This is a genomic window from Nocardioides sp. T2.26MG-1 (assembly GCF_950101795.1).
GTDB lineage: Bacteria > Actinomycetota > Actinomycetes > Propionibacteriales > Nocardioidaceae > Nocardioides.
The window spans coordinates 114,346-135,501 of sequence record NZ_CATNLZ010000034.1; the positions used below are offsets into that span (position 1 = coordinate 114,346).

General features: G+C 73.8%; 13 protein-coding genes. 3 read left to right on the forward strand and 10 right to left on the reverse strand.

From position 1 onward, the window contains the following. Positions 1 to 3 precede the first annotated feature (3 nt). From QQZ14_RS20970 to QQZ14_RS20985, 4 genes are all read right to left on the reverse strand, one after another. Entirely contained in the window at positions 4 to 1,449 is a 1,446-nt protein-coding gene (locus tag QQZ14_RS20970; protein WP_284536369.1) for a WS/DGAT domain-containing protein, read from the reverse strand. A 98-nt stretch (positions 1,450 to 1,547) separates the two neighbouring features. Continuing rightward, positions 1,548 to 3,632, reverse strand: coding sequence for a dehydrogenase (locus QQZ14_RS20975; RefSeq protein ID WP_284536370.1), 2,085 nt, complete (start codon positions 3,630 to 3,632; stop codon positions 1,548 to 1,550). A gap of 12 nt (positions 3,633 to 3,644) precedes the next feature. Continuing rightward, positions 3,645 to 4,733: an SDR family oxidoreductase gene (locus QQZ14_RS20980; RefSeq protein ID WP_284536371.1), complete on the reverse strand. Its 1,089-nt coding sequence runs from the start codon at positions 4,731 to 4,733 to the stop codon at positions 3,645 to 3,647. Positions 4,734 to 4,817: 84 nt separating this feature from the next. Then, positions 4,818 to 7,007 carry an MMPL family transporter gene (locus tag QQZ14_RS20985; protein WP_284536372.1) on the reverse strand — a complete coding sequence of 730 codons (2,190 nt, stop codon included), beginning with the start codon at positions 7,005 to 7,007 and terminating at the stop codon, positions 4,818 to 4,820. Between the two features lie 126 nt (positions 7,008 to 7,133). On the opposite strand from QQZ14_RS20985, the gene QQZ14_RS20990 reads away from it, so the two are divergent. The 3 genes from QQZ14_RS20990 to QQZ14_RS21000 are packed head-to-tail and all read left to right on the forward strand — an operon-like array spanning position 7,134 to position 11,454. Beyond that, complete coding sequence (locus tag QQZ14_RS20990; protein WP_284536373.1) at positions 7,134 to 7,718, forward strand: TetR/AcrR family transcriptional regulator; 585 nt, start codon at positions 7,134 to 7,136, stop codon at positions 7,716 to 7,718. After that, the gene (locus QQZ14_RS20995; protein ID WP_284536374.1) at positions 7,711 to 8,388 is read left to right on the forward strand and encodes a TetR/AcrR family transcriptional regulator; all 678 of its coding nucleotides are present in this window, start codon (positions 7,711 to 7,713) and stop codon (positions 8,386 to 8,388) included. The genes QQZ14_RS20990 and QQZ14_RS20995 overlap by 8 nt, the downstream gene beginning before the upstream one ends. Before the next feature lie 48 nt (positions 8,389 to 8,436). After that, positions 8,437 to 11,454, forward strand: coding sequence for an SEC-C domain-containing protein (locus tag QQZ14_RS21000; protein WP_284536375.1), 3,018 nt, complete (start codon positions 8,437 to 8,439; stop codon positions 11,452 to 11,454). A 3-nt stretch (positions 11,455 to 11,457) separates the two neighbouring features. Here QQZ14_RS21000 and xdhC read toward each other — a convergent pair whose 3' ends face one another. From xdhC to QQZ14_RS21030, 6 genes are read right to left on the reverse strand one after another with little or no spacing between them, the layout of a single operon-like run. Then, on the reverse strand, positions 11,458 to 12,297 hold the full coding sequence (gene xdhC / locus QQZ14_RS21005) for a xanthine dehydrogenase accessory protein XdhC (protein WP_284536376.1): 840 nt from the start codon (positions 12,295 to 12,297) through the stop codon (positions 11,458 to 11,460). Between the two features lies 1 nt (position 12,298). Further along, the gene (gene xdhB, locus QQZ14_RS21010) at positions 12,299 to 14,602 is read right to left on the reverse strand and encodes a xanthine dehydrogenase molybdopterin binding subunit (protein ID WP_284536377.1); all 2,304 of its coding nucleotides are present in this window, start codon (positions 14,600 to 14,602) and stop codon (positions 12,299 to 12,301) included. Continuing rightward, positions 14,599 to 16,044 (reverse strand): xanthine dehydrogenase small subunit, encoded by a 1,446-nt coding sequence (locus QQZ14_RS21015; protein ID WP_284536378.1) that lies wholly within the window; start codon positions 16,042 to 16,044, stop codon positions 14,599 to 14,601. The genes xdhB and QQZ14_RS21015 overlap by 4 nt, the downstream gene beginning before the upstream one ends. 36 nt (positions 16,045 to 16,080) lie before the next feature. Further along, the gene (gene hydA / locus QQZ14_RS21020) at positions 16,081 to 17,490 is read right to left on the reverse strand and encodes a dihydropyrimidinase (protein WP_284536379.1); all 1,410 of its coding nucleotides are present in this window, start codon (positions 17,488 to 17,490) and stop codon (positions 16,081 to 16,083) included. Positions 17,491 to 17,496: 6 nt separating this feature from the next. Continuing rightward, positions 17,497 to 20,424, reverse strand: coding sequence for a molybdopterin-dependent oxidoreductase (locus QQZ14_RS21025; protein ID WP_284536380.1), 2,928 nt, complete (start codon positions 20,422 to 20,424; stop codon positions 17,497 to 17,499). Then, positions 20,421 to 21,146 (reverse strand): FAD binding domain-containing protein, encoded by a 726-nt coding sequence (locus QQZ14_RS21030; RefSeq protein WP_284536381.1) that lies wholly within the window; start codon positions 21,144 to 21,146, stop codon positions 20,421 to 20,423. The genes QQZ14_RS21025 and QQZ14_RS21030 overlap by 4 nt, the downstream gene beginning before the upstream one ends. Positions 21,147 to 21,156 lie beyond the last annotated feature (10 nt).

A 21,156-nucleotide genomic window follows, 5' to 3' on the forward strand; every position in this document is an offset into this window, starting at 1 on the left:
GGCCTACCTGCGGGGGGTGCGCTCGGTGTGCTCGACCAGCCGCGCGAACGCCTCGCTGAACCCGCCGACGATCTGCTGGTGGTCGGGCACCAGCCCGGCGTCCGCCGCGAGGCCGACGAACACCTTGCCGTCGTAGCTGTAGATCGTCAGGCTCATCACCTGGTCGGCGGTGAGCGGCGCCCAGCCCATCATCGCCTCGACCTTCTGGCCGCCGACGTACAGCGGCACCTGCGGGCCGGGCACGTTGGTGAGGACGCCGATGGCACGGTTGGCGAGCAGGTCGATGGTGGCCCGGTAGAGGACCGTGCTCATCCGGCCGATCGCGGCCTGGATGCCGAAGTCGACGACCGCCTCGTGGCCGTTCTTGATGCGCGTCATCCGGCGGCGTACGACGTCGAGAGCGCGCACCGGGTCCTCGATGTTCGTCGGGAGCTCGAGCTGCACGAGCGCGAACCCGTTGCCGAGCTCGACCGGCAGCGAGGGGTCGAACGGCTTGAGGTTCACCGGCACGTCCCAGGTCACGCTGTTGCAGACCGCCTGGTGCGCCGCCAGGTAGGCCCGCAGCGACTGCGCGACACAGCTGACCAGTACGTCGTTGGCCGTGGCGCCATGGGCATGGGCGACGTTCTTGACGTCGGTCAGCATCAGCGGCGCCGACCAGCTGATCGCCTTGCGGTCACCCACGGTCCCGGTCCACGCCGTCGTGTCGTTGCGGGTGCCGAACACCAGCTTGCGGGCGGTGTCGACGTCGCCGGGCAGCGCCGAGACCAGCGGCATCGCACCGATCCGGCCGAGCAGCGACTCCGACAGGGCCAGTGCGCTGTGCGCGGCGCCGACCGGGTTGGTCACCGCACTCCGGGCGACCTGCAGGGACGTGGCAGCCGCGGACATGGCGCGCTCGGTCAGCGTGGTCTCCTCCGGCGCGGACCGGGTCACCGCCACCTCGGCGCCGGCCTTCGGCTTGCGCCGCCGGGCGGGACCGTCGGGGCTGGTGTCGAAGATCCGGAGCACCAGCTGCACCATGCGGATGCCGTCGGCGATCGAGTGGTGTCCCCGGAAGATCACGGCGCTGCCGTCGTGGAAGCCGTCGACGAGCAGCGCACGCCACAGCGGCTCGCCACGGTCGAGCGGGAGCACCCGCTGCTCGGAGATCAGCTGCTGCAGCTCGGCGTCGCCGCCGGGGGCCGGCAGCACCACGTGCTCGAAGCGGTCGTCGATGTCGGCGTCGGGGGCCTCCTCCCACCACAGCGCACCCGACTCGTCGCGGACGACGACGCTGCGGACCACGGCGTACCGGTCCCAGAACCGCTCGCGCATCAGGTCGCGGAAGCGGTCCCAGTCGATCGGCCCCTCGGTCCAGAACAGGCTGTCGACGACCATGAGGTTGCCGGGCCTGTCCATCTCCAGCCAGAGCGCGTCCTGGCCGCTCAGCCGCTGTCGTCCATCCATGACCACCCTCGCCCTCGTGCTACCCGCCGGTAGTGACATCGTGAGTCCCGCACCGGCCACCCGGGCAGGGACGAACGTCACCTGCGGGTCGCCGACCGTCACCTGGCGGTACGCCGGCCGCCGCCGACCGCGGCCCGGGCCGCCAGCGCGCGCTCCCGGATCTCGGCGATGTCCTCGGCGGTGTAGACACCGTTCACGCCCGAGATCGTCGCCAGCCTCATCCCGTGCTTGAGCCCGAGCTTGTAGATCTCCTTGACCTTGGCCCACTCGATGTTGCGCCCGACGGTGAACGTCTCGTAGCGGCCCTCCAGCGCGAGCACGACGGTCTCGGCCAGGCAGGCGTAGGCGACGTTCGGGGGCAGCCCGATGTTCTTCATGCGGACGTCGCCGGGCAGCTCGATCTCGCCGGACTCGACCACGAGGACGTCCGGGCGCCGGGCCACGTCCTCGGCGGAGAGGTCCAGCGGCCGGGCCACGTCGGTGATCACGCAGCCGGGCTTGACCGCCATGATGTCGAGCACCCGTTTGCCGGCGCCGGAGGTCGCGGTGACGATCAGGTCCATCGCGGCCAGGTGCTCGTCGGGGGTCGCGGCGACGTGGACCTTGGCCCGCGGGTTCTCGCGCTGGATGTCCTGCTTGAGCGCGAGCAGCTTGGCCGACTCCGGGGAGACCAGCCACAGCTCGGCGCTGGCCAGCGCGAGCAGCCGGGCGCACACCGAGCCGATCGCCCCGGTGGCGCCGACGACCATCGCCTTGCCCTTGATGTGCCCCTCGTCGTCGACGGGCGCGAGGCCCAGCTGGACCAGCGCCTCGTGGGCGGCCCAGAGGGCGCCCGCGGCGCTGTAGCTGTTGCCGGTGGTGACCGGCAGCGGGGCCTTCTTGGCGACGGTGACGCCGGCGTCGCCGACGACCTTGGTGAAGGCGCCCAGCCCCATGATCTGGGCGCCCAGCTTGCGTGCGGTCTCCGCGGCCGCGAGCAGCCGGGCGTAGGTGAACTCGGGGCTGTGCGCCATCAGCTCCTTGGGGGTGCCGCCGACCGAGATCAGCCACCCCTCCGCCTCGGCGCCGGTCGGCGAGACGATGCCGGTGACGTGGCTGTAGGTGAACGGCGGCGCGTACGCGACCGCCTTCTCCACGGCGTCCATCACCACGCCCGGCGCGACCTTGGAGATCGTGCGCAGCGGCTCGACGTTCGAGAGGTACTGCTGGGACAGCGGGTGGATGACGAACGCGAACCGGCTCTTGCGCTTGAACCCGTTGGGGTAGAGCACCCGCGGCTCGAAGCCCGCGGCGACGATCATCTCGAGCAGGTCGTCGTTGGTCAGCCGGCCTGACGAGTGCACGGTCGCGAGCATCAGCGCCTCGAGCACCGCGGCGCTCACCGTGACCGCGAACGGCTGCGGCGTCACGTCGACCACCATGTCCACGCCGCGGTCGCCGAGGTCGGCGAGCCGCTCCTCGGAGATCGACATGGTGATCACGGTCTTGCCGGCGAGGTCCTCGAGGCCGAAGCCGGTGAGCTCCTCGTACGTCGCGACCACCACGTCGCAGTCCCGCGCGGCCCGACGCGCGAGCGCGTGGCTGACGGCCTGGCCCGGCGCCTGCAGCTGGGTCTGGAGCTGGGACTGCACCAGGCCCGGCAGCAGCCCCAGCGACGCCCGGCCGACGTCCGCGGCGAGCGCGAGCAGCGGGTTGGCGTCGAGGCGTGCCGGGAGATCCACGCGCAGCAGCGGGTCCGCGAACTCCAGGTTCGCGGTGTACTCGCGCAGGATCCGGACCGTCGGGTCGTGGTTGGTGCCGCCGAGCACGACCGTGCGCGCGTTGTCGAAGTAGCCGGGCATCTCGGTCTGCACCCGCCGGACGGCCCACTCCTGGAGCACGCCGAGCAGCGCCCGGCCGAGGGTGACGGGCACCTCGTCCGTGGCCCGGACGACCTTCTCGATCGCGGCGAGGTCGCCGTCGTACATGCCGCTGGCCTTGGCCTCGCGCAGGCCGGAGACCGCGATCGCGGCGGCGTGCGGGGCCATCGTACGCACCAGCTCCTCGGCGGCCGCGACGTCTCCGTCGGTGCCCATCCGGCGGATCCGGAACCGGCGGTTGAGGAACGTGACGGTCTCGTCGTAGTCGCGCTCGCGCCCGGTGAGGCTGACGTTGACGACCAGGGGGACGGCGGTCCTGCTCATGGCGCTCACTCCTCAGACCATCGCCGCTGCGTCGATCTCCGGGTGCTCGACCATGTAGTCCAGGAGCCGGTCGGCGTAGGTCTCGAACGCCGGGCAGGCGACGCCGGTGCCCTCGAGGTCGGCCGTGGTGTGCGAGGTGTCGTAGGTGGTCGGCGAGGCGAAGTAGTCCAGCGACTCGGCGGGGATGCCGAGCAGCCGCTCGACGCCCGGCAGCGACACCAGCGCCCGGGTCGGGCCGAGCGGCAGCGGGACCCAGACGACCTTGCGGCCCAGGTGGCGGGCGAACGTGGTCACCAGCTCGCGCACCGTCGGGGGGCGGGGGTCGGTGAGCGCGTAGGTGCGTCCGATCGAGCGGTCGAGCACCGACAGCGCGTCCATGGCGCCGATGACGAAGTCACGGGGCACCAGGCAGAACCGCACCGCGTCGGCGTCGCCGACGGCGGGCACGACCGCCAGCTTCGGCTGGCGGCGCAGGAACGAGGCGAGGAAGTAGGGGCCGTCGTACTTCTGGGTCACGCCGGTGCGGGAGTCGCCGACGACGATGCCGGGCCGGTAGACGGTGGCCGGCAGGCCCTGGCCGATGGCCCGCCGGACGAGCACCTCGGCCTCGAACTTCGTGGACTCGTAGTGGTTGCGGAACTCCTGCCCGGTGTCGAGGTCGTCCTCGGTGAAGCGCCCCTCGTGCCGGCCGCTGACGTAGCAGGTGCTGACGTACTGCAGCCGGTCGAAGCGCTCCCGCGACCGGCAGAAGTCCAGCACCCGGGCGGTCCCGTCGACGTTGACGCGATGGGCGACGGCCTCGGGGACCGTGAGGTCGTAGACCGCGGCCAGGTGCCACACCTCGGTGACGTCGGTCAGCTCGTCCAGGACCTCGGCGGCCAGCCCCAGGTCGGGCGCGGTGATGTCGCCCTCCACCAGGTCCACCCGGCCGACCACGTGCGGATGCTCGAACTCGATCCGGGCGAGGCGCTCGCGCGCCTCGTCCAGGTGCTGCGGCTGCACGAGGCAGACCGCCCGCACCCCCTCGCGCCGGGCCAGCACCCGCGGCAGCAGGGCCGACCCGAGGAACCCCGGGAACCCGGTCATCAGCAGCTCAGCCACGACGGACCACCTTCTCCACCCATGTCCCGGCCCGGGGCGGCTCGGCTCCGCGACACGTCGGGCTGGGTACGTCTCGGAGACTAGTTACCGGCGAGTTCGGCTCCCAGGGCCTTGTGCCGCTTGTTCGGGGACCTTTGGCCGCTCGAGGTCGACCTGCACCGGCCGGAGCCGGGGCAGCAGGCGATCCAGCCACCGGGGCAGGTACCACGCGCGCCGTCCGGCGACCGCCATCAGCGCGGGCACCAGGACGAGACGCACGACGGTCGCGTCGATCCCGATCGCGACGGCCAGGCCGAACCCGAACAGGTTGACCACACGCTCGTCGTTGAGCAGGAAGCTCGCGAACACCACGACCATCACCGATGCCGCGGCGGTGATCACCCGCGCGGTCGCGGCGATGCCGTCGGCCACCGCTCCCCCGGCGTCGTCGGTGCGGAGGTACTCCTCGCGGACCCGGCTGAGCAGGAAGACCTCGTAGTCCATCGAGAGCCCGAACAGGACGGCGAACAGCATCATCGGCGCGAACGACTCGACCGGCCCCGGCTCGGCGCCGATCAGGCCCGAGAGCCAGCCCCACTGGAACACCGCCACCACCGCGCCGTACGCGGCGCCCACCGACAGCAGGTTCATCAGCGCGGCCTTGATCGGCACGAAGATCGAGCGGAACTCGACGAGCAGGAGCAGGAAGCTCAGACCGACGACGAAGCCCATGAACCACCCCATCCGGTCCCCGAGCCGGTCCGCGAGGTCGATCGACGTGGCCGTCGGGCCGCCCACGTGCAGCTCCGCGGACGCGGGCTGGTCGCGCAGCACGCCGTCGCGGAGCCGGTGGACGAGGTCCTCGGTCGCCTGGTCGTCGGGCGCCCCGGTGGGCACGACGGTGAGCACCGCCGTGTCGCCCGTGTCGTTGAGCACCGGGGGCGACACCTGCGCGACCCCGTCCACATCGGCGATCGCGGACGCCAGTGCGGCAGCCGAGCGCTGGGTCTGCTCCGGTCCGTCGCCGGCGTACTCCGCGGTGACCAGCAGCGGGCCGGTCCAGCCGGCGCCGAATCCGTCCGCGACCAGGTCGTAGGCGGCACGCTCGGTGCTGCCCTCGGGCGCCGACCCGTCGTCGGCGGTGCCGAGCCGCAGGCTGAGCAGCGGGATCGCCATGACCGCGAGCAGCGTGAGCGCCCCGACCAGGTACGGCCACGGCCGGCGCTGCACGTGCCGCGTCCAGCGGTGCCAGCCGCTGACCCGGGCGCCGCCGTCGTGGTCCAGGCGCGCGCGGCGCACCCGGAACCGGTCCAGGCGGTCGCCGAAGACGCCGAGGAGCGCCGGCAGCAGGGTGATCGAGGCGAGCAGCGTCGTCGCCACGGTGATCGCGCTCGCGAGACCGAGGGTGGCCACGAACGGGATGCCGATCAGGTACAGCGACAGGATCGCGATCACCACGGTGGTGCCGGCGACCAGCACCGACCGGCCGGCGGTGGCCATGGCGAGCGGGATGGACTCCGCCGCGGGGAGGCCGGCGGCCAGCCCCTCACGGTGCCGGGTGACGATCAGCAGGGCGTAGTCGATCCCGACGCCGAGCCCGATCATCGCGGCCACGACCGGACCGGCCGTGCCGATCGGCGTGAGCTCGGCCAGCAGCTCGACGGTCCCCATCCCGAGGCCCAGCGCCAGCACGGCGGTGAGCAGCGGCACCACGGTCGCGAACACCGACCCGAACGCGATCAGCAGCACCAGGACCGCGGCGGCCAGGCCGATCACCTCGCTGCCGGACGGGCCGGACTCCCCGCTGAGGGCGGCGCCACCGAACTCGACCTGGGTGCCGAGGCCCTCGACCTCGTCGAACGCGGTCTGGGCGGCGGCGATCTCGCCCGTGTCGATGTCGACGGCCCGGTCGGTGAACCGCACCGTCGCCACGGCGGTCGTGCCGTCCGGGGAGACCATCTGCTGCTGGGGGCCGTACGGCGACTGCACCACCGCGACGCCGTCCTGCGACGACACCTCGGCCAGTGCGTCCTCGACCGCGCCGCGGACCGGGGCCGACGCGACGCCGCGGTCGTCGTGGATCGCGACCTGCATGCCGTCGCCCGACATCTCCGGGAACGTGGTCACCAGGGCGTCGTACGCCGCCTGGGAGTCGGTGCCCTCGACCGACAGGTCGTTGCTGAACGACCCGCCGATGCTCCGCCCCGTGACCAGGACGCCGCCGACGAGCAGCAGCCACACCACGATCACCAGCCACCGGTGGCGGACGGACAGTGAGCCGAGCGCGCGCAGCATCAGGACTCCCGGTGGTGGGTAGGCGGCGGGGTCATGGTCGTTCCCTTCGAGAAGTGAGACACATTTGTCTCGTTTTCTCGACTATACGCCGCTCCCCCGCAGAACCAACTCGGTAGCCTGCGAGGTGTGGCGGTCCAGGAGGAGCACACCCGGGCGGACGTGCTCCGCAACCGAGCGGCGCTGCTCGACGCGGCCGCCGACGTGCTCGCCTCGGCGCCCGAGGCCTCCCTCGCGGAGGTCGCCACCCGGGCCGGGCTGACCCGGGCGACCCTCTACCGCCACTTCGAGAGCCGCGACGCCCTGCTGTCCGCGATCCAGGAGGAGGTGCTGCGCCGCGCCTCGGAGGTGCTGGTCGGCCTCGACCTGGCCGGGTGCGACACCCGCGAGGGCATCCGGCGCGCCGCTGCCGAGCTGGTGCCACTGGGCCTGCGGTTCCGGATCCTGCTCGCCGGAGGCGCCTCCGGGGACCCCGCCTTCCTGGCCGCCCGGGAGCAGGTCCTCGCCCCCCTGTGGGCGGTCCTGGACCGCGGCGTCGAGGCCGGCGAGCTCCCCGCGACGGCGAACCCCGCCTGGTTGCGCGCCGTGCTCGCCGGGCTCCTGATGACCGCCGCCCGCGCCGCCGGCGCCGGCCTGGTCGACCCCGGGGAGGCCGGCGAGCTGGTGGCGAGCTCGTTCCTCGACGGCTTCGGCCGGGGTGGTCCGGTTGCCTGAGTCCGGCGACCACCCCGACGCCGGCGGCACCGGCGCGCGACGCCGAGGACGGCGCTCCGGTCACAGCGAGTCCCGCGAGTCGATCCTGGCGGCAGCCCGGGAGCTGTTCGCCGAGCGGGGGTACGCCGGCACGACCGTCCGGGCGATCGCCGACCGCGCCGGCGTCGACGCCGCGCTGATCGCCCACTTCTTCGGCGACAAGGGCGGGCTGTTCGCCGCCGTCGCGGGCCTCCCGGCGCGGGTGCCCGGCGACCTCCTGGATGCACTGTCGCCGCCCGAGGGAGCCGGGGCGCGGCTCGCGTCGGTCTACCTGACCTGGTGGGAGGACCCCGAGACGGCCGCGCCGCTCCTGGCCACCGCGCGGTCGGCGCTCGTCCTCGGCGAGGCGATGGACCGGCTGCGCGGTCTGCTGCTGTCCGAGGTGCTCAGCGAGGCGGTGCCCGCCGAGGACCGGGCCGACCGCGAGCTGCGGGTCGCGCTCGCGATGAGCCACCTCCTCGGCGTCGCGATGGGCCGCCACGTGATCCGGGTCCCCGCGCTGGTCACGCCCTCCCTGGACGAGCTGGTCGCCGCGGTCGCCCCCGCGATCCAGGGCTACCTGACCGGTCCGGCCGGGCTCGGGAGCGAACAGCCGTCGACGCTGTCGGCGAACCACCCGTCCGCGCACTGACACCGCTCACCCCGCGACGCCGGTCGCCACGGCCGCTAGCGTCGTCCCGTGGCTGACGACACCGACGCTGAGGACCTCTTCGCGGGCTTCGACGAGGATGCCTTCCTCGCCGAGTGGGAGGAGGTGGACCGCCAAGCGGCCGACGTCCTGCAGTCAGCGGTTCCCGACGTGTTCGCCGGCGAGCCGCCGATGGAGGACGTGGCTCGCGCGGCCGAGCGGATCCGCGCCGCGGTCGCGACGCAGACCGACGAGGGCCGCTACTTCAGCAACGCCTGCGGTTGGGACACCCCTCCCGATCTCGACCTGGCGCTATGGCTGCAGGCCGCCGGGTCGACGATATCGCCGTGGGACGACCCCGGCACCGACCCCGAGCTGCAGGCCAGCGTCCTCGCGATGGAGCACGCCGACTGGCTGGCGATGATCGTCGGTCTCGTCCGCCGGGGAGTCGGATCCGAGCTGGACGCCGGGCAGGTGGTCGACGATCTCGCGGCGATGCCCGAGATCGAGACCGACGAGCTCCCCGAGGAGGGCGACTTCCGCCTGGTTGTCGAGGTCCTCGCCCCGCTGTGGCAGGCGCTCGGCGCCGTGGACGCCGACCGGCGGCTCACCGCACTCGGGTGGTGGGGGCTGCCGCGGGCCCTGCACCTCGTCTGGTCCGGCGACGAGCTCGAGCGGTCCGAGCCGCGCGGGCCGCGCCTGGACCACGAGGCCGCCGAGACCGCCGTCGACCTGCTCCGGGCCGGCCCGATGACGTTGGCGCAGCTCCGGTCGGCGTGTGCGGACAACGGGGTCTTCACCGACGAGGACACCCTCTACCGCTCGATCATCAGCCGGGCCAAGGTGTGGCCCCTCGAGGACGATCGTCTCGCCCACCTGCCCACGGTCGCCGACGGGCTGGTCCTCACCCACCGGCTCACGGCACAGGAGCTCGAGCTCGGCATCCTGGAGCCGAGCGTCGACCTCGAGCTGTTCTCCCTCATCGCCGAGGACGGTCTCCCCCTCCGGGAGGGTGGCACGCTCGTGGCCGTCCTCGGCGACGGCCCGGAGCAGCTGCCGGCGGGCTGGCTCTCCACGATGACCGGACCGGAGGGCTGGCTGTCCGGCCACGCCGCCGGTGACCTCATCGGGCTCCGCTTCACCGACGGGGCGGTGAGCCTGGAGCCGGTCGACCAGACCTCCGACGCCGACGTGCCGGTGCTGGTGGACGTCGCCCGCGCAGTGGCGCGACTGGCGGACCCGGTGAACCAGCACGGCTTCGAGGGTGTGACCAGCGACGACGTCGTGATGATGGCCCGGGTCGAGCATCCCAAGGTCCTCTCACAGCCCGCTCCGCCGCTGCGCGAGGTGCTGGCACAGACGGGCCTTGAGGAGCACCTCGGCAAGTACGGCGTGCCGGGCACCCGGTGGTACGGCGAGCCGCCGCTCACCGCCGACCAGCGCACGGCGTACTACGCGTGGCGGGACGCCCTGCGCGCGCACGAGCACGGAGCCAAGCCGCGAGAGGACGACCTGGCGGCCGCCGTCGGTCTGAGCGGCCTCACCCTCGACCTGGCCGCGATCGACTCGGCCCAGCACGCACCGTGCACCCCGCTGCTCGAGCAGCTGCTGCAGCGAGCGTCCGGCGCCGCAACCGCCGGCCCGCTCTACCTGATGGCCCGGGAGGCGGAGGCCCGGCTGGACGGAGCCGCCTACCTCACCCTGCTCGAGCAGGCCGTGGCCGCCAACCCCACACTCGACGACGCGGTCGCCGACCTGGCCGAGGTCCGCGCGGTCCAGGGTGACGCCACCGCCGCACACCGACTGTTCGGACTGGCCGGCATCGACCCGTCGTACCCCGACCGTGCGGCTCTTGGCCCCTTCCTCAGGGCACCCGAGGGCGAGACCGGCCGCAACCGGCCCTGCCCCTGCGGGTCGGGGAAGAAGTACAAGCTCTGCCACGGCCGCGACGAACGGCACCCGCTGCCCGATCGGGCCCAGTGGCTGTGGGTGAAGCTCAAGAGCTTCGCGCAGCGGAGCATCAACCGCGACGAGCTCCTCGATTGGGCCGAACTCCTGTCCGGCGCGGGCCGCGACGACCACGCCGCCGTGGTCCGCGCGATGAGCGACCCCACCACCTGGGACTTCGCCGTGTTCGACGGCGACATCCTGGCGCGATTCCTGACGCTGTACGGCGACCTGCTCCCCGCCGACGAGGCCGCCCTGGTCCGGGCGTGGCAGGAGTCGGAGCGCCGTCTGCTGGAGGTCACCTCCACCCATCTGACCGGACTCACCGCACGCGACCTGCTCACCGACGAGACGGTCGAGGTGCGCGACCGCACCCTCCCGCGGGGCCTCGAGGCGAAGGCACTGCTCCTCGGGCGGTTCCTCGACCCGGGCGACGGCACGTTGCGACCCTGGGACGACCCATTGGGCATCCCCCGCACGTGGCGACCGCGGATCCTGGCCGCGCTGCGCGACGGGATCGACGCCGCCGACCTCGCCGTGATACTGGCGCCGTCCGGTCCTCCGGAGATGGTGACCACGGACGCTGAGGAGCTGTTGTTCTGCACCGCCCACTACCGGGTCGACGACCTGGAGGCGGTCTGGGTGGCGCTGTCGGAGACGCTGTCCGGCGATGCCGACGTCCTGCACCTGGGCAGTGGCGAGGGGGCCCCGATCCGGGGCACGGTCACCCGGGTGCGCGACATGCTCGAGCTCCAGGCGATGTCGCTCCAGCGGCTCCGGGCCCTCCAGGAGATCCTGCTCGCGGCCGCACCGGATGCCCTCCTGGTCGACGAGTCCTCCAGGGCACCGGGCGACCTGCTCGCCGACGGCCCTGCGCCGGACGCCCGATCCGAGCCGGTCCACCTCTCGCCGGAGGACCTGGCAGGGATCGTCCGCACCTTCGAGGACCGCTGGCTGGATGCGGCGATCCCAGCCCTAGGCGGACACACGCCGCGGGAGGCCGCGGCCGATGCCCGCCTGCGCCCCGACCTGGTCGCGCTGCTCGACGACATCGAGATCTCGCAGCGCGGGTCCGACGTCGCGATGGATGCCGACCGGCTGCGGGCCGAGCTGGGCCTCTGACGGTCAGGAGCCGGTCCGCACCGACGCGAGCCGGGACAGCAGGTCTGCGGCGACCCCGACCGCGATCGTGGCCGGGTCCTTGCCCACCAGCTCCGGGCGCCCGATCGGGCACTGGATGCGCGCGATCGCGGCCGCCGGGTGGCCCTCGACGGCCAGCCCCTGCTGGAACCTGCGCCACTTCGCCGCCGACCCGATCAGCCCGACCGAGGCCAGGTGCTCGCAGCGCAGCGCGGCGTCGCAGAGGGCGAAGTCCTCGGCGTGGTCGTGGGTCATCACCAGCACGTGCGTCCCCGGGGGCACCTCGGCGAGGACGAGCTCGGGCAGCGGCGCGTGGTGCGGGTGGATCGAGGCCGGGCCGTCGTCGAGGGAGGCGAGCAGCCCGCCGTCCACCCGGTCCGCCCGGGAGTCGACCAGGTGCAGCTCGACGTCCTGGCGCGAGAGGATCCGGGCCAGCTCGAGGCCGACGTGACCCATCCCGAAGATCGCGATCGCGGCCGGCACCGGGAGCTGCTCCAGGAGCAGCGTGACCTCGCCGCCGCAGCACTGACGGCCGTGCTCGGTGCGGGCCCGGTCGCTGAGCTGCAGGGTGAGGGACTCGGGTGGCCCGGGCGGCCCGGCGAGCAGCTCGGCGGCGCGGGCCAGCGCGGTCTCCTCGAGGTTGCCGCCCCCGATCGTCCCCCAGGCCTGCACCGGCGCGCCGCCTTCGGTGCCGGGCGCCGGCAGGGCGACGACCATCTTGGCCCCCGCCTCGCGCGGCGCGTGGCCGCGGACCTCCGTCACGGTCACCAGGACACCGGCCCGGCGCTCGCGCCGGAGCCGCTCCACCACCGTCGGCCAGTGCATGTCAGTCGACCCCCGTCCCTGCCGGGACGGCCTGCCCCGTGGCCGAGCCGAGCCGGGCGCGCTCGATCGCCCAGAACACCGCCTCCGGGGTCGCCGGCGACGGCAGCTCGACGACACCACCCTCGTGGCCGAACGCGGCCACCGCGGCACGGATCGCCTCGCGCACCGAGAGCGCCAGCATGAGGGGCGGCTCCCCCACGGCCTTGGAGCCGTAGACCACGCCGTCCTCGTGGGCGCCCCGCAGCAGGGACACGTGGAAGGCCTCGGGCAGCTCGCCGAGGCTCGGCAGCTTGTAGGTGCTCGCGGCCTGGGTGGCCAGCCGGCCGCGGGCCGGCCCGTCGGACTCGTCCCACCGCAGGTCCTCGAGGGTCAGCCAGCCGGCGCCCTGCACGAAGCCGCCCTCGATCTGCCCGAGGTCGACCAGCGGCGACAGGCTGTCACCGACGTCGTGGACGATGTCGACCCGCCTCGTGCGGTAGGCCCCGGTGAACCCGTCGACCTCGACCTCGGCCGCGGCCGCGCCGTACGCGAAGTACTTGAACGGATGACCCTGCATGCGGGCCGGGTCCCACTCCAGGCCCTCGGTCCGGTAGAAGCCGGCCGCCCACAGCTGGACCCGGCCGAGGTAGGCCTCGCGCACGAGGTCCTCCCAGCCCAGCTCCCGGCGGGCGGCGAGCTCGTCGAGACGGGCCCGGATCTGCTCGCACGCGTGCTTGACCGCCGCACCGTTGAGGTCGGCACCGGAGCTCGCGGCCGTGGCGGACGTGTTCGGCACCTTGTCGGTGCGGGTGGGTGCGAGCCGGACCCGCGCCAGCGGCACCCCCAGGGTGGTCGCCGCGGCCTGGAGCATCTTGGTGTGCAGCCCCTGCCCCATCTCGGTGCCGCCGTGGTTGATCAGCACCGAGCCGTCCTTGTAGACGTGGACCAGCGCGCCCGCCTGGTTGAACGCCTTGAAGTTGAAGGCGATGCCGAACTTCACCGGCGTCACCGCCAACCCCCGCTTCGCGTGCGGGTGCGCGGCGTTGAACGCGGTGATCTCCGCCCGCCGCTCGGCGACCCGCCCGTTCGCGAGTACCTGGTCCCAGACCAGGCCGAGCCGCTCGGGGTGCCGCACGACCTGGCCGTACGGCGTCGCCTGCCCCTCGGTGTAGAAGTTGCGGCGGCGCAACTCCGTCGGGTCGACGCCGAGCAGCGGCGCACAGCGACCGAGGATGTCCTCGATCACCATCATCCCCTGGGGTCCGCCGAACCCGCGGAACGCGGTGGACGAGGCCTTGTGGGTGCGGGCGATCCGCCCGTGCAGGCGCACGTCCGGGATCCAGTAGGCGTTGTCGACGTGACACAGCGCCCGCGCGAGCACCGGCTCGGACAGGTCCAGGCTCCAGCCGCCGTCGGAGGTGAGCGTCGCGTCCAGCGCCCGCAGCCGCCCGTCGGTGTCGAAGCCGACCCGCCACGCGGTGTGGAACCCGTGGCGCTTGCCGGTCATCGTGAGGTCCTGGGTGCGGGTGAGCCGGACCCGCACCGGCCGGCCGGTGACGACGGCGCCGAGCGCCGCGATCGCGGCGTACCCGTGCGGCTGCATCTCCTTGCCCCCGAACGCACCGCCCATCCGCAGCGACTGCACCGTGACGTGGTGGTCGCGGAGGCCGAGCACGTGCGCGACGACCTCCTGGGTCTCGGTCGGGTGCTGGGTGCTGCTCTGGACGAACACCTGCCCGGCCTCGTCGACGTGCGCCAGCGAGCACTGCGTCTCGAGGTAGAAGTGCTCCTGGCCGGCGGTCTCGGTGACCCCGCTGAAGACGTGGGCGGACGACGCGAGGCCGCGCTCCACGTCGCCGCGCTCGACCGTGGGCCGGGCTCCCTGGAAGCTCTCGGCGGCGATCGCCTCGGTCACGCGGAGCACGGCCGGCAGCGGCTCGTAGTCGACCTCGACGGCGGCGGCACCGAGCCGGGCCGCCTCCGGCGACTCCGCCAGCACCCAGCACACGGCGTGGCCGTGGAACATGACCTCGGTCGGGAACAGCGGCTCGTCGTCCCGCACCCCGGCGTCGTTGCGGCCGGGCACGTCCGCGGCGGTGAGCACGTGCACCACACCGGGGACGTCCAGAGCCGGGGCGGCCCGCAGCGCGGTCACCCGGGCGTGGGCGTGCGGGGCCTGGACCGGATGGGCGTGCAGGCAGTCGCGCGTGCGGACGACCAGGTCGTCGGTGTACATCGCCGCGCCGGTGACGTGGAGGGCGGCGCTCTCGTGGGGCATCTCGATGCCGACAGCGGCGTCCGGGGGACGCCTGGACAGGTCGCTCACGCCGGCACCTCGCCCTCGTCGTCCGCGTGATCCGCCCGGAGCCTGAGCAGCGCCTGCTCGAGCATCGCGGACCGGTAGGCGGCGCTCGCCCGGTGGTCGTCCATCGGGGTGCCCTCGCCACGCAGGACGCCCGCGGCCGTGCGCACGGTGTCGGCCGACCACGGCCGGCCCTCGAGCGCCGCCTCGGTGGCCCGCGCGCGGATCGGCACGGCCGCGACCCCGCCGAGGCCGACCCGGGCCCGCGCGATCTCGCCGTCGACGACGTCGAGGGCGAAAGCGACCGCGACGCTGGAGATGTCGTCGTAGCGGCGCTTGGCGATCTTGTGGAAGGCCGTGAGCCCGGCCAGGGGCTGCGGGAGCCGCACCGCACGGATCAGCTCGCCCGGGCGCAGCTGCGACTCGCGGTAGCCGGTGAAGAACCCGTCGAGCGGCACCTCGCGGTCGCCCTCGGCGGAGACGAGCACCACGGTCGCCTCCAGGGCGAGCAGCGCCGGTGCGAGGTCGCCGATCGGCGAGGCGGTCGCAAGGTTGCCGCCGATCGTGGCGGCGTTGCGGATCAGCCGCGAGGCGAACAGCGGGAACACCTCGGCCAGCAGCGGGATCCGGCCGGCGAGGGCCGACTCGACCTCGGAGAGGGACAGCGCGGCGCCGATCTCGAAGCCGGCTCCGGGTGCGGCGGGCACCGAGAGCCCGCGCAGCTCGGGGAGGTGGTCGAGGGCGACGACGTACGGCGCTCGGGCGCCGCGCAGGTTGACCTCGACGCCCCAGTCGGTGCAGCCGGCGACCGCCCGCGCGTCCGGGTGCTCACGGAGCAGGTCCAGCGCCTCGGCGAGGTCCCGCGGCCGGGCGAAGCCACCCGTCGGGTCATCGACCCGGGTGGGGGCCGGGGCGGGCGCGGGCCGGTGGAGGCGCGCCGCCAGCGGGTCCTCCGGCGAGGGTGCTCCCAGGGCGTACGCCGCGTCCCGGATCGGGCGGTAGCCGGTGCAGCGGCACAGGTTGCCGCCGAGCGCGTGCAGGTCGAAGCCGTTGGGCCCGTGCTCGTCGTCCGGCGGGGTGTCCACGCGGTCACGCCGGTAGAACTCCGCGGCCATGCTGCACACGAAGCCGGGCGTGCAGTAGCCGCACTGCGACCCGCCTCGCGTGGCCAGCTCGCGCTGCACGGGGTGCAGGTCGGCGGGGGTCCCGAGGCCCTCGGCCGTGACGACCTCCTGGCCGTCGAGCGCGACCGCCGGGACCAGGCACGCGTTGAGCGCCGTCCACCGGGTGCCCTCGCCGTCCGGCCGGGCGACCAGCACCGAGCAGGTGCCGCACTCCCCCTCCGCGCAGCCCTCCTTGGCCCCGGTGAGCCCGAGGCCGCGCAGCCAGTCCAGCGCCGTGGTGTGCGGCGGCACCCCGGCGAGGGACCGCGACCGGCCGTTGACGGTGACGCCGGGTGTCGCCATGCCCTCTCCCATCACGCACGCAACGCACAACAGACTTTACGCGGCGGTCGGCCCGCGCGACCGCCGTACGAAGCGACCGCGACCGGGCCGCGGGTCGACCGGCTCCCCGTCCGCGGCGACGACCTCGCCCCGGCTGAGGGTGAGGGCCGGCCACCCGGTGACGACCCGGCCGGCGTACGGGCTGTGGTCGCAGCGCGAGTGGAGGCCGGAGGCGTCGAGGCTGCGGGTGGCGCCCGGGTCGAACACCACGAGGTCGGCGTCGAGCCCGGGCCGGATCGCGCCCTTGGCGCCGTCCAGGCCGAAGAGCCGCGCGGGTGCGCCGGCCGTCGCGTCGACCCACCTCTCGAGCGACAGCCGACCGGAGACGACGCCCTGGTAGACCAGCGACAGCCGGGTCTCGACGCCGCTCAGGCCGCCCGGGATCTGGGTGAAGTTCTCCCAGCCCGTCCCACCGGTTCCGCGGCGCCGGTCCTCGATCGTGAACGGGCAGTGGTCGGTGGCGACGACCTCGACGTCGCCGGGGGCCAGCGCACCCCACAGGGCCTCGCGGTCGTCGGCGCCCCGCAGCGGTGGGGCGCACACGAAGTCCTGCTCACCGGCCTCGAGGTGCGACTGGTCGAGGTAGAGGTAGTGCGGGCAGGTCTCGGCGTGGACGTCGACGCCGGCGGCACGTGCGGCGCGGACGGCCTCCAGCCCCTCCGCACTGGAGAGGTGGACGACGTACAGCCCCGCTCCCGCGGCGCCCGCCAGTGCCGCCGCCCGGCGGATCGACTCGGCCTCCACCGTCGGCGGCCGCGCCGCGGGGATCGCCTCCGGGCCGGTCCGGCCGGCCGCGATCGCCTCGCCGACCAGCGCCTCGACCCGCGCGCCGTCCTCCGCGTGCACGCAGACCCGCACCCCGGTACGCCGGGACGCGGCCAGCGCCCGGCCGAGCGTGTCGTCGTCGACCATCAGCCGGTCGGGGTAGGCGAGGTACAGCTTCACGCTCGTCACGCCGCGCTCGGCGAGCTCGGCGAACCGGGCGGTCGCGACCTCCAGGTCGTCGGGGAGCTCGGTGACCGTCAGGTGGAAGCCGTAGTCGACGACCGCCCGGCCCCGGGCCCGGTCGTGCCAGGTGGCCAGCGCCTCCCGCCACGGCTCGCGGCCGGCGCCGGCGAAGTCGACCACGCAGGTGGTGCCGCCGCAGGCGGCGGCCAGGGTCCCGGACTCGAAGTCGTCGGCCGAGGTGACCGCCCCGACCGGGAGCGCGAAGTGGGTGTGGACGTCGACGCCGCCGGGGACGACGTACGCCCCGCCCGCGTCGACGACCTCGAGGTCCGAGCCGCCGTCGACGGCCAGGTCGGGCTCGACGGCCACGATCGCCCCGGCGCGCACGAGCACGTCGGCCCGCCGGGCGCCGGCCGGTCCCACGACGGTGCCGCCCCGCACCAGGAGGTCGCTGGTCATCACGGGCTACTGCGGGTGCAGCGCCCGCCACACCCGCTCGGGCGTGAGCGGGAGCTCGTTGACGGTGACCCCCGTCGCGTCGAGGATCGCGTTGCGGACGGCGGGCGCCACCCCGTCGATCGCGATCTCGCCGATCGACTTGGCGCCGAACGGGCCACTGGGCTCCATGGTCTGGACGAGGAACACCTCCATCGGGGGCGTGTCGTCGGGCCGGAAGATCCAGTACGGCCCGAACCGTGCGTTCACCGCCCGGCCCGCCTCGTCGAGGACCAGGTCCTCGGTGAGCGCGTAGCCGAGGGCCTGCACCATGGCGCCCTCGACCTGGCCGCTGGCCGTCGTGGGGTTGATGACGACGCCCGCGTCGACGGCCATGACGAGCTTGGTGACCGTGACCTGGCCGGTGTCGACGTCCACCTCGATCTCGGCGACCTGGGCGGCGAACGGCGGTGGCGACTCACCGGAGACGTGCGAGGCGGTCGCCATGATCTGCTCCTGGTCCTCCAGGTGCAGCGCGTGCAGCGCCACCTCCTCGAGCGTGACCGACCGGCCGTCGGGCGCCCACGCCTGCTTGTTGCGCAGCTCGACCTGGCCCGGGTCGTCGAGCCCGAGCAGCCGGGCGGCCCGCAGCACGATCCGCTCCCGCACCGCCTCCGACGCCTTCTTCACCGCCATGCCCGAGATGTACGTCGTGCTGTCGGCGTAGGCGCCCACGTCGAACGGCGTCATGTCGGTGTCCGCGGCGTACACGATGATGTCGTCCGAGTCGACGCCGAGCACCTCGGCGGCGATCTGGGCGAGCACGGTGTCGGCCCCGGTGCCGAGGTCGGTCGCGCCGAAGAGCAGGTTGAACGACCCGTCGTCGTTCATCTTGATCGACGCGCCGCCCATGTCGAGGTTCGGGATCGCCGTCGCCTGCATGCACAGGGCGAACCCGATCCCGCGGCGGATGCTCGGCCGGTCCGCGGGCTGCTTCCACGCGGGGTCGAGCCGCCGCTCCCAGCCGATCGCCCGCAGGACCTGCGCGACGCACTCGTCGGTCGCGCAGCTGGTCACCCGCGGCATCTCGCCCGCGATCTCCGCGGCACCGCGCTCGCCCAGCGCGGGGAGGATGTCGAGCGGGTCGCCCTCGCGCACCCAGTTCTTGCGGCGCAGCTCGACGGGGTCCATGCCGAGGGCGTGTGCGATGTCGTCCAGGTGCGACTCGAGCGCGAACAGCGCCTGCGGGGCGCCGTACCCGCGGAAGGCACCGGCCACCGGACGGTTCGTGTAGGCGACGTCCGCGTGGTAGCGCTTGGCCGGGCAGTTGTACTGCGAGAGCCCGCGCTGCCCGGAGACCGACTGCACGGTGAAGCCGTGCGTCGCGTAGGGGCCGGTGTTGCCGACCACCCGGTGGTCCAGCGCGAGCAGCCGGCCGTCGTCGTCGACGCCGGCGCGGAACGTGATGGTCTGCGCGTGCCGGATGCGGGCGGAGACGAACTCCTCCTCGCGGGTCAGCTCGAGACGGACCGGACGGCGGGTCGCGAGCACCAGGTGCCCGACGAGATCCTCGAGCAGCATCTCCTGCTTGCCGCCGAACCCACCGCCGATGCGCGGCTTGATCACCCGGATCTGCTTGACCGGCAGCCCCAGCAGCGGCGCGACCATGCGGCGCGCATGGAACGGCACCTGGGTGGAGCTGCGCAGCACCAGACGCTCGTCCTCGTCCAGCCAGCCGATGGTGATGGCCGGCTCGATCGGGCAGGTGTGCTGTTGCTGGACGTGGAAGGTCTGCTCGAAGACGTGCGGTGCCTGGGCGAACGCCGCCTCCATCTCCTCGTCGGTCACGGTCTGCCCGTTCACCTCGCGGGGGATGTTGCGTGCCGCGTCGAGGATGCCCTCGGTGTCGGTCTCGTCGTGGATCACGGGGGCGCCGGGCCGGATCGCCTCGACCTCGTCGAACACGGCCGGCAGCACGTCGTAGGTCACCTTGATCCGCCGGCACGCCTCCTCGGCGATCTCGACGCTCTCGGCCGCCACCGCGGCCACCCTGTCGCCGACGTGGCGCACCTTGTCGTCGAAGCTGACCTGGTCCCAGGGCCGGGGGTTCGGCCAGCTCTGGCCGCCGGAGGCGTACTTCACCCGGGCGGTGTTGAACGTGTGCAGTACGGCGTGCACGCCGGGCAGCGCGCGCGCCTCGGAGTCGTCGATCGCCACGATGCGGGCGTGGGCGTGCGGGCTGCGCAGCACCTTCGCGTAGAGCATCCCGCGCAGCTCGATGTCGTCCACGAACGCCGGGTTGCCCTTGACCAGCTTGAGCGCGTCGACCTTCGCCGCACCCGTGCCGACCACGGTGGTGACCGGCACGTCGGCCGACGGCACCAGCCGGGGCATCGCCGCCGGGGCGTCCGGGACCGGCCCGCCGGCGCCGCCGTCGGTGAGCCGCTCGACGAGCACCGGCGCCATCGGCTCGGGCTTCTCCCCGCGGAGCAGCGCGGCCGCCCGCTGGACGGCGTCGACCACCTTCACGTAGCCGGTCTCGCGGTCGAGGATGCCGGAGAGCGCATCGCGGATCTCCCACTCGGTCGGCTCGGGGTTGCTCTCGAGGAGGGCCTTGGTCGCCAGCACCATCGCCCCGGCCGAGTAGCCGGACTGCAGCGCACCGGACTCGACGAAGGCCGCCTGGATGGGGTGCAGCTCGCCGGTGGCGACGTTCAGCGACTCGACGGTCGTGACGTCGTGGCCGCCGGCCTGGGCCGCGAGCAGCACGTCGGCGGAGACCAGCCGGGCGTCGAGCAGCACCGCGGCCGCCCCGGTCTCGCCGGTCTCGGAGCCGAACTTCACGCTGAAGCAGCCCAGCCGGCGCAGCACGGCCAGCAGCGAGTCACCGGGCGCGCAGGTGATGCGCTGCGGGGCTCCGTTGAGGGTCAGCTCGAGGTCCATCGTCCGCCCGGTCATGAGATCGCCTCCACCACTCGCTGGGTCAGCACGTCGGCCAGGGCCCGGCGGTACTCGCTCGACCCCCGGAAGTCCCCGACCGGATCGAGCGCGTCGCCGAGCCGTACGAGGATCGGTGTCCGGGCCACCCCGGTGAGTGCGACCCGTCGCCCGTCCTCGGTCTGCCGGGCGAAGGCCGCCACGATGGCCCGGTCGGCAGGCGTGCGGGCGGTGTGGCAGGCCGCGGCGGCGCCGTCGGTGCAGAGCGTCACGGCGGTCACCACGCTTCCGGCTCCGAGCGGCAGCCCGGCGAGGAACGACTCCAGCGGGACCGAATCGGCCCCCCGGCTCGTCTCCACGTGCACGAGCGCCTCGTGGACGAGCAGCGCCGCCAGCAGCTCGCTCTCGCCGTCGCCGGTCGCGACGCAGCCACCGAGCGTGCCCTGGGCACGCAGCGTGCTCGGCCGTTCCCGGCGGGCCGCCTCGCGGACGAGCGCGGGCACCCGGTCGCTGTCGACGAGCTGCTGCAGCCTCGTCATCGCGCCGACCCGCAGCAGGTGCTCGCCGTCGGCTCGGATGCCGTCGAGGCGCAGCGCCTGCAGGTCCACCACCTCGACCTCGCGCGCCGAGCTGTCGCCGCCGAGTCGCGTGCCACCGGCGAGCGCGACCGCGCCGGACCAGGACAGCAGCTCGAGGGCCTCGTCCATCGTCGAGGGACGCGCATAGGCGGAAACCATGACCATCGTGCCACCG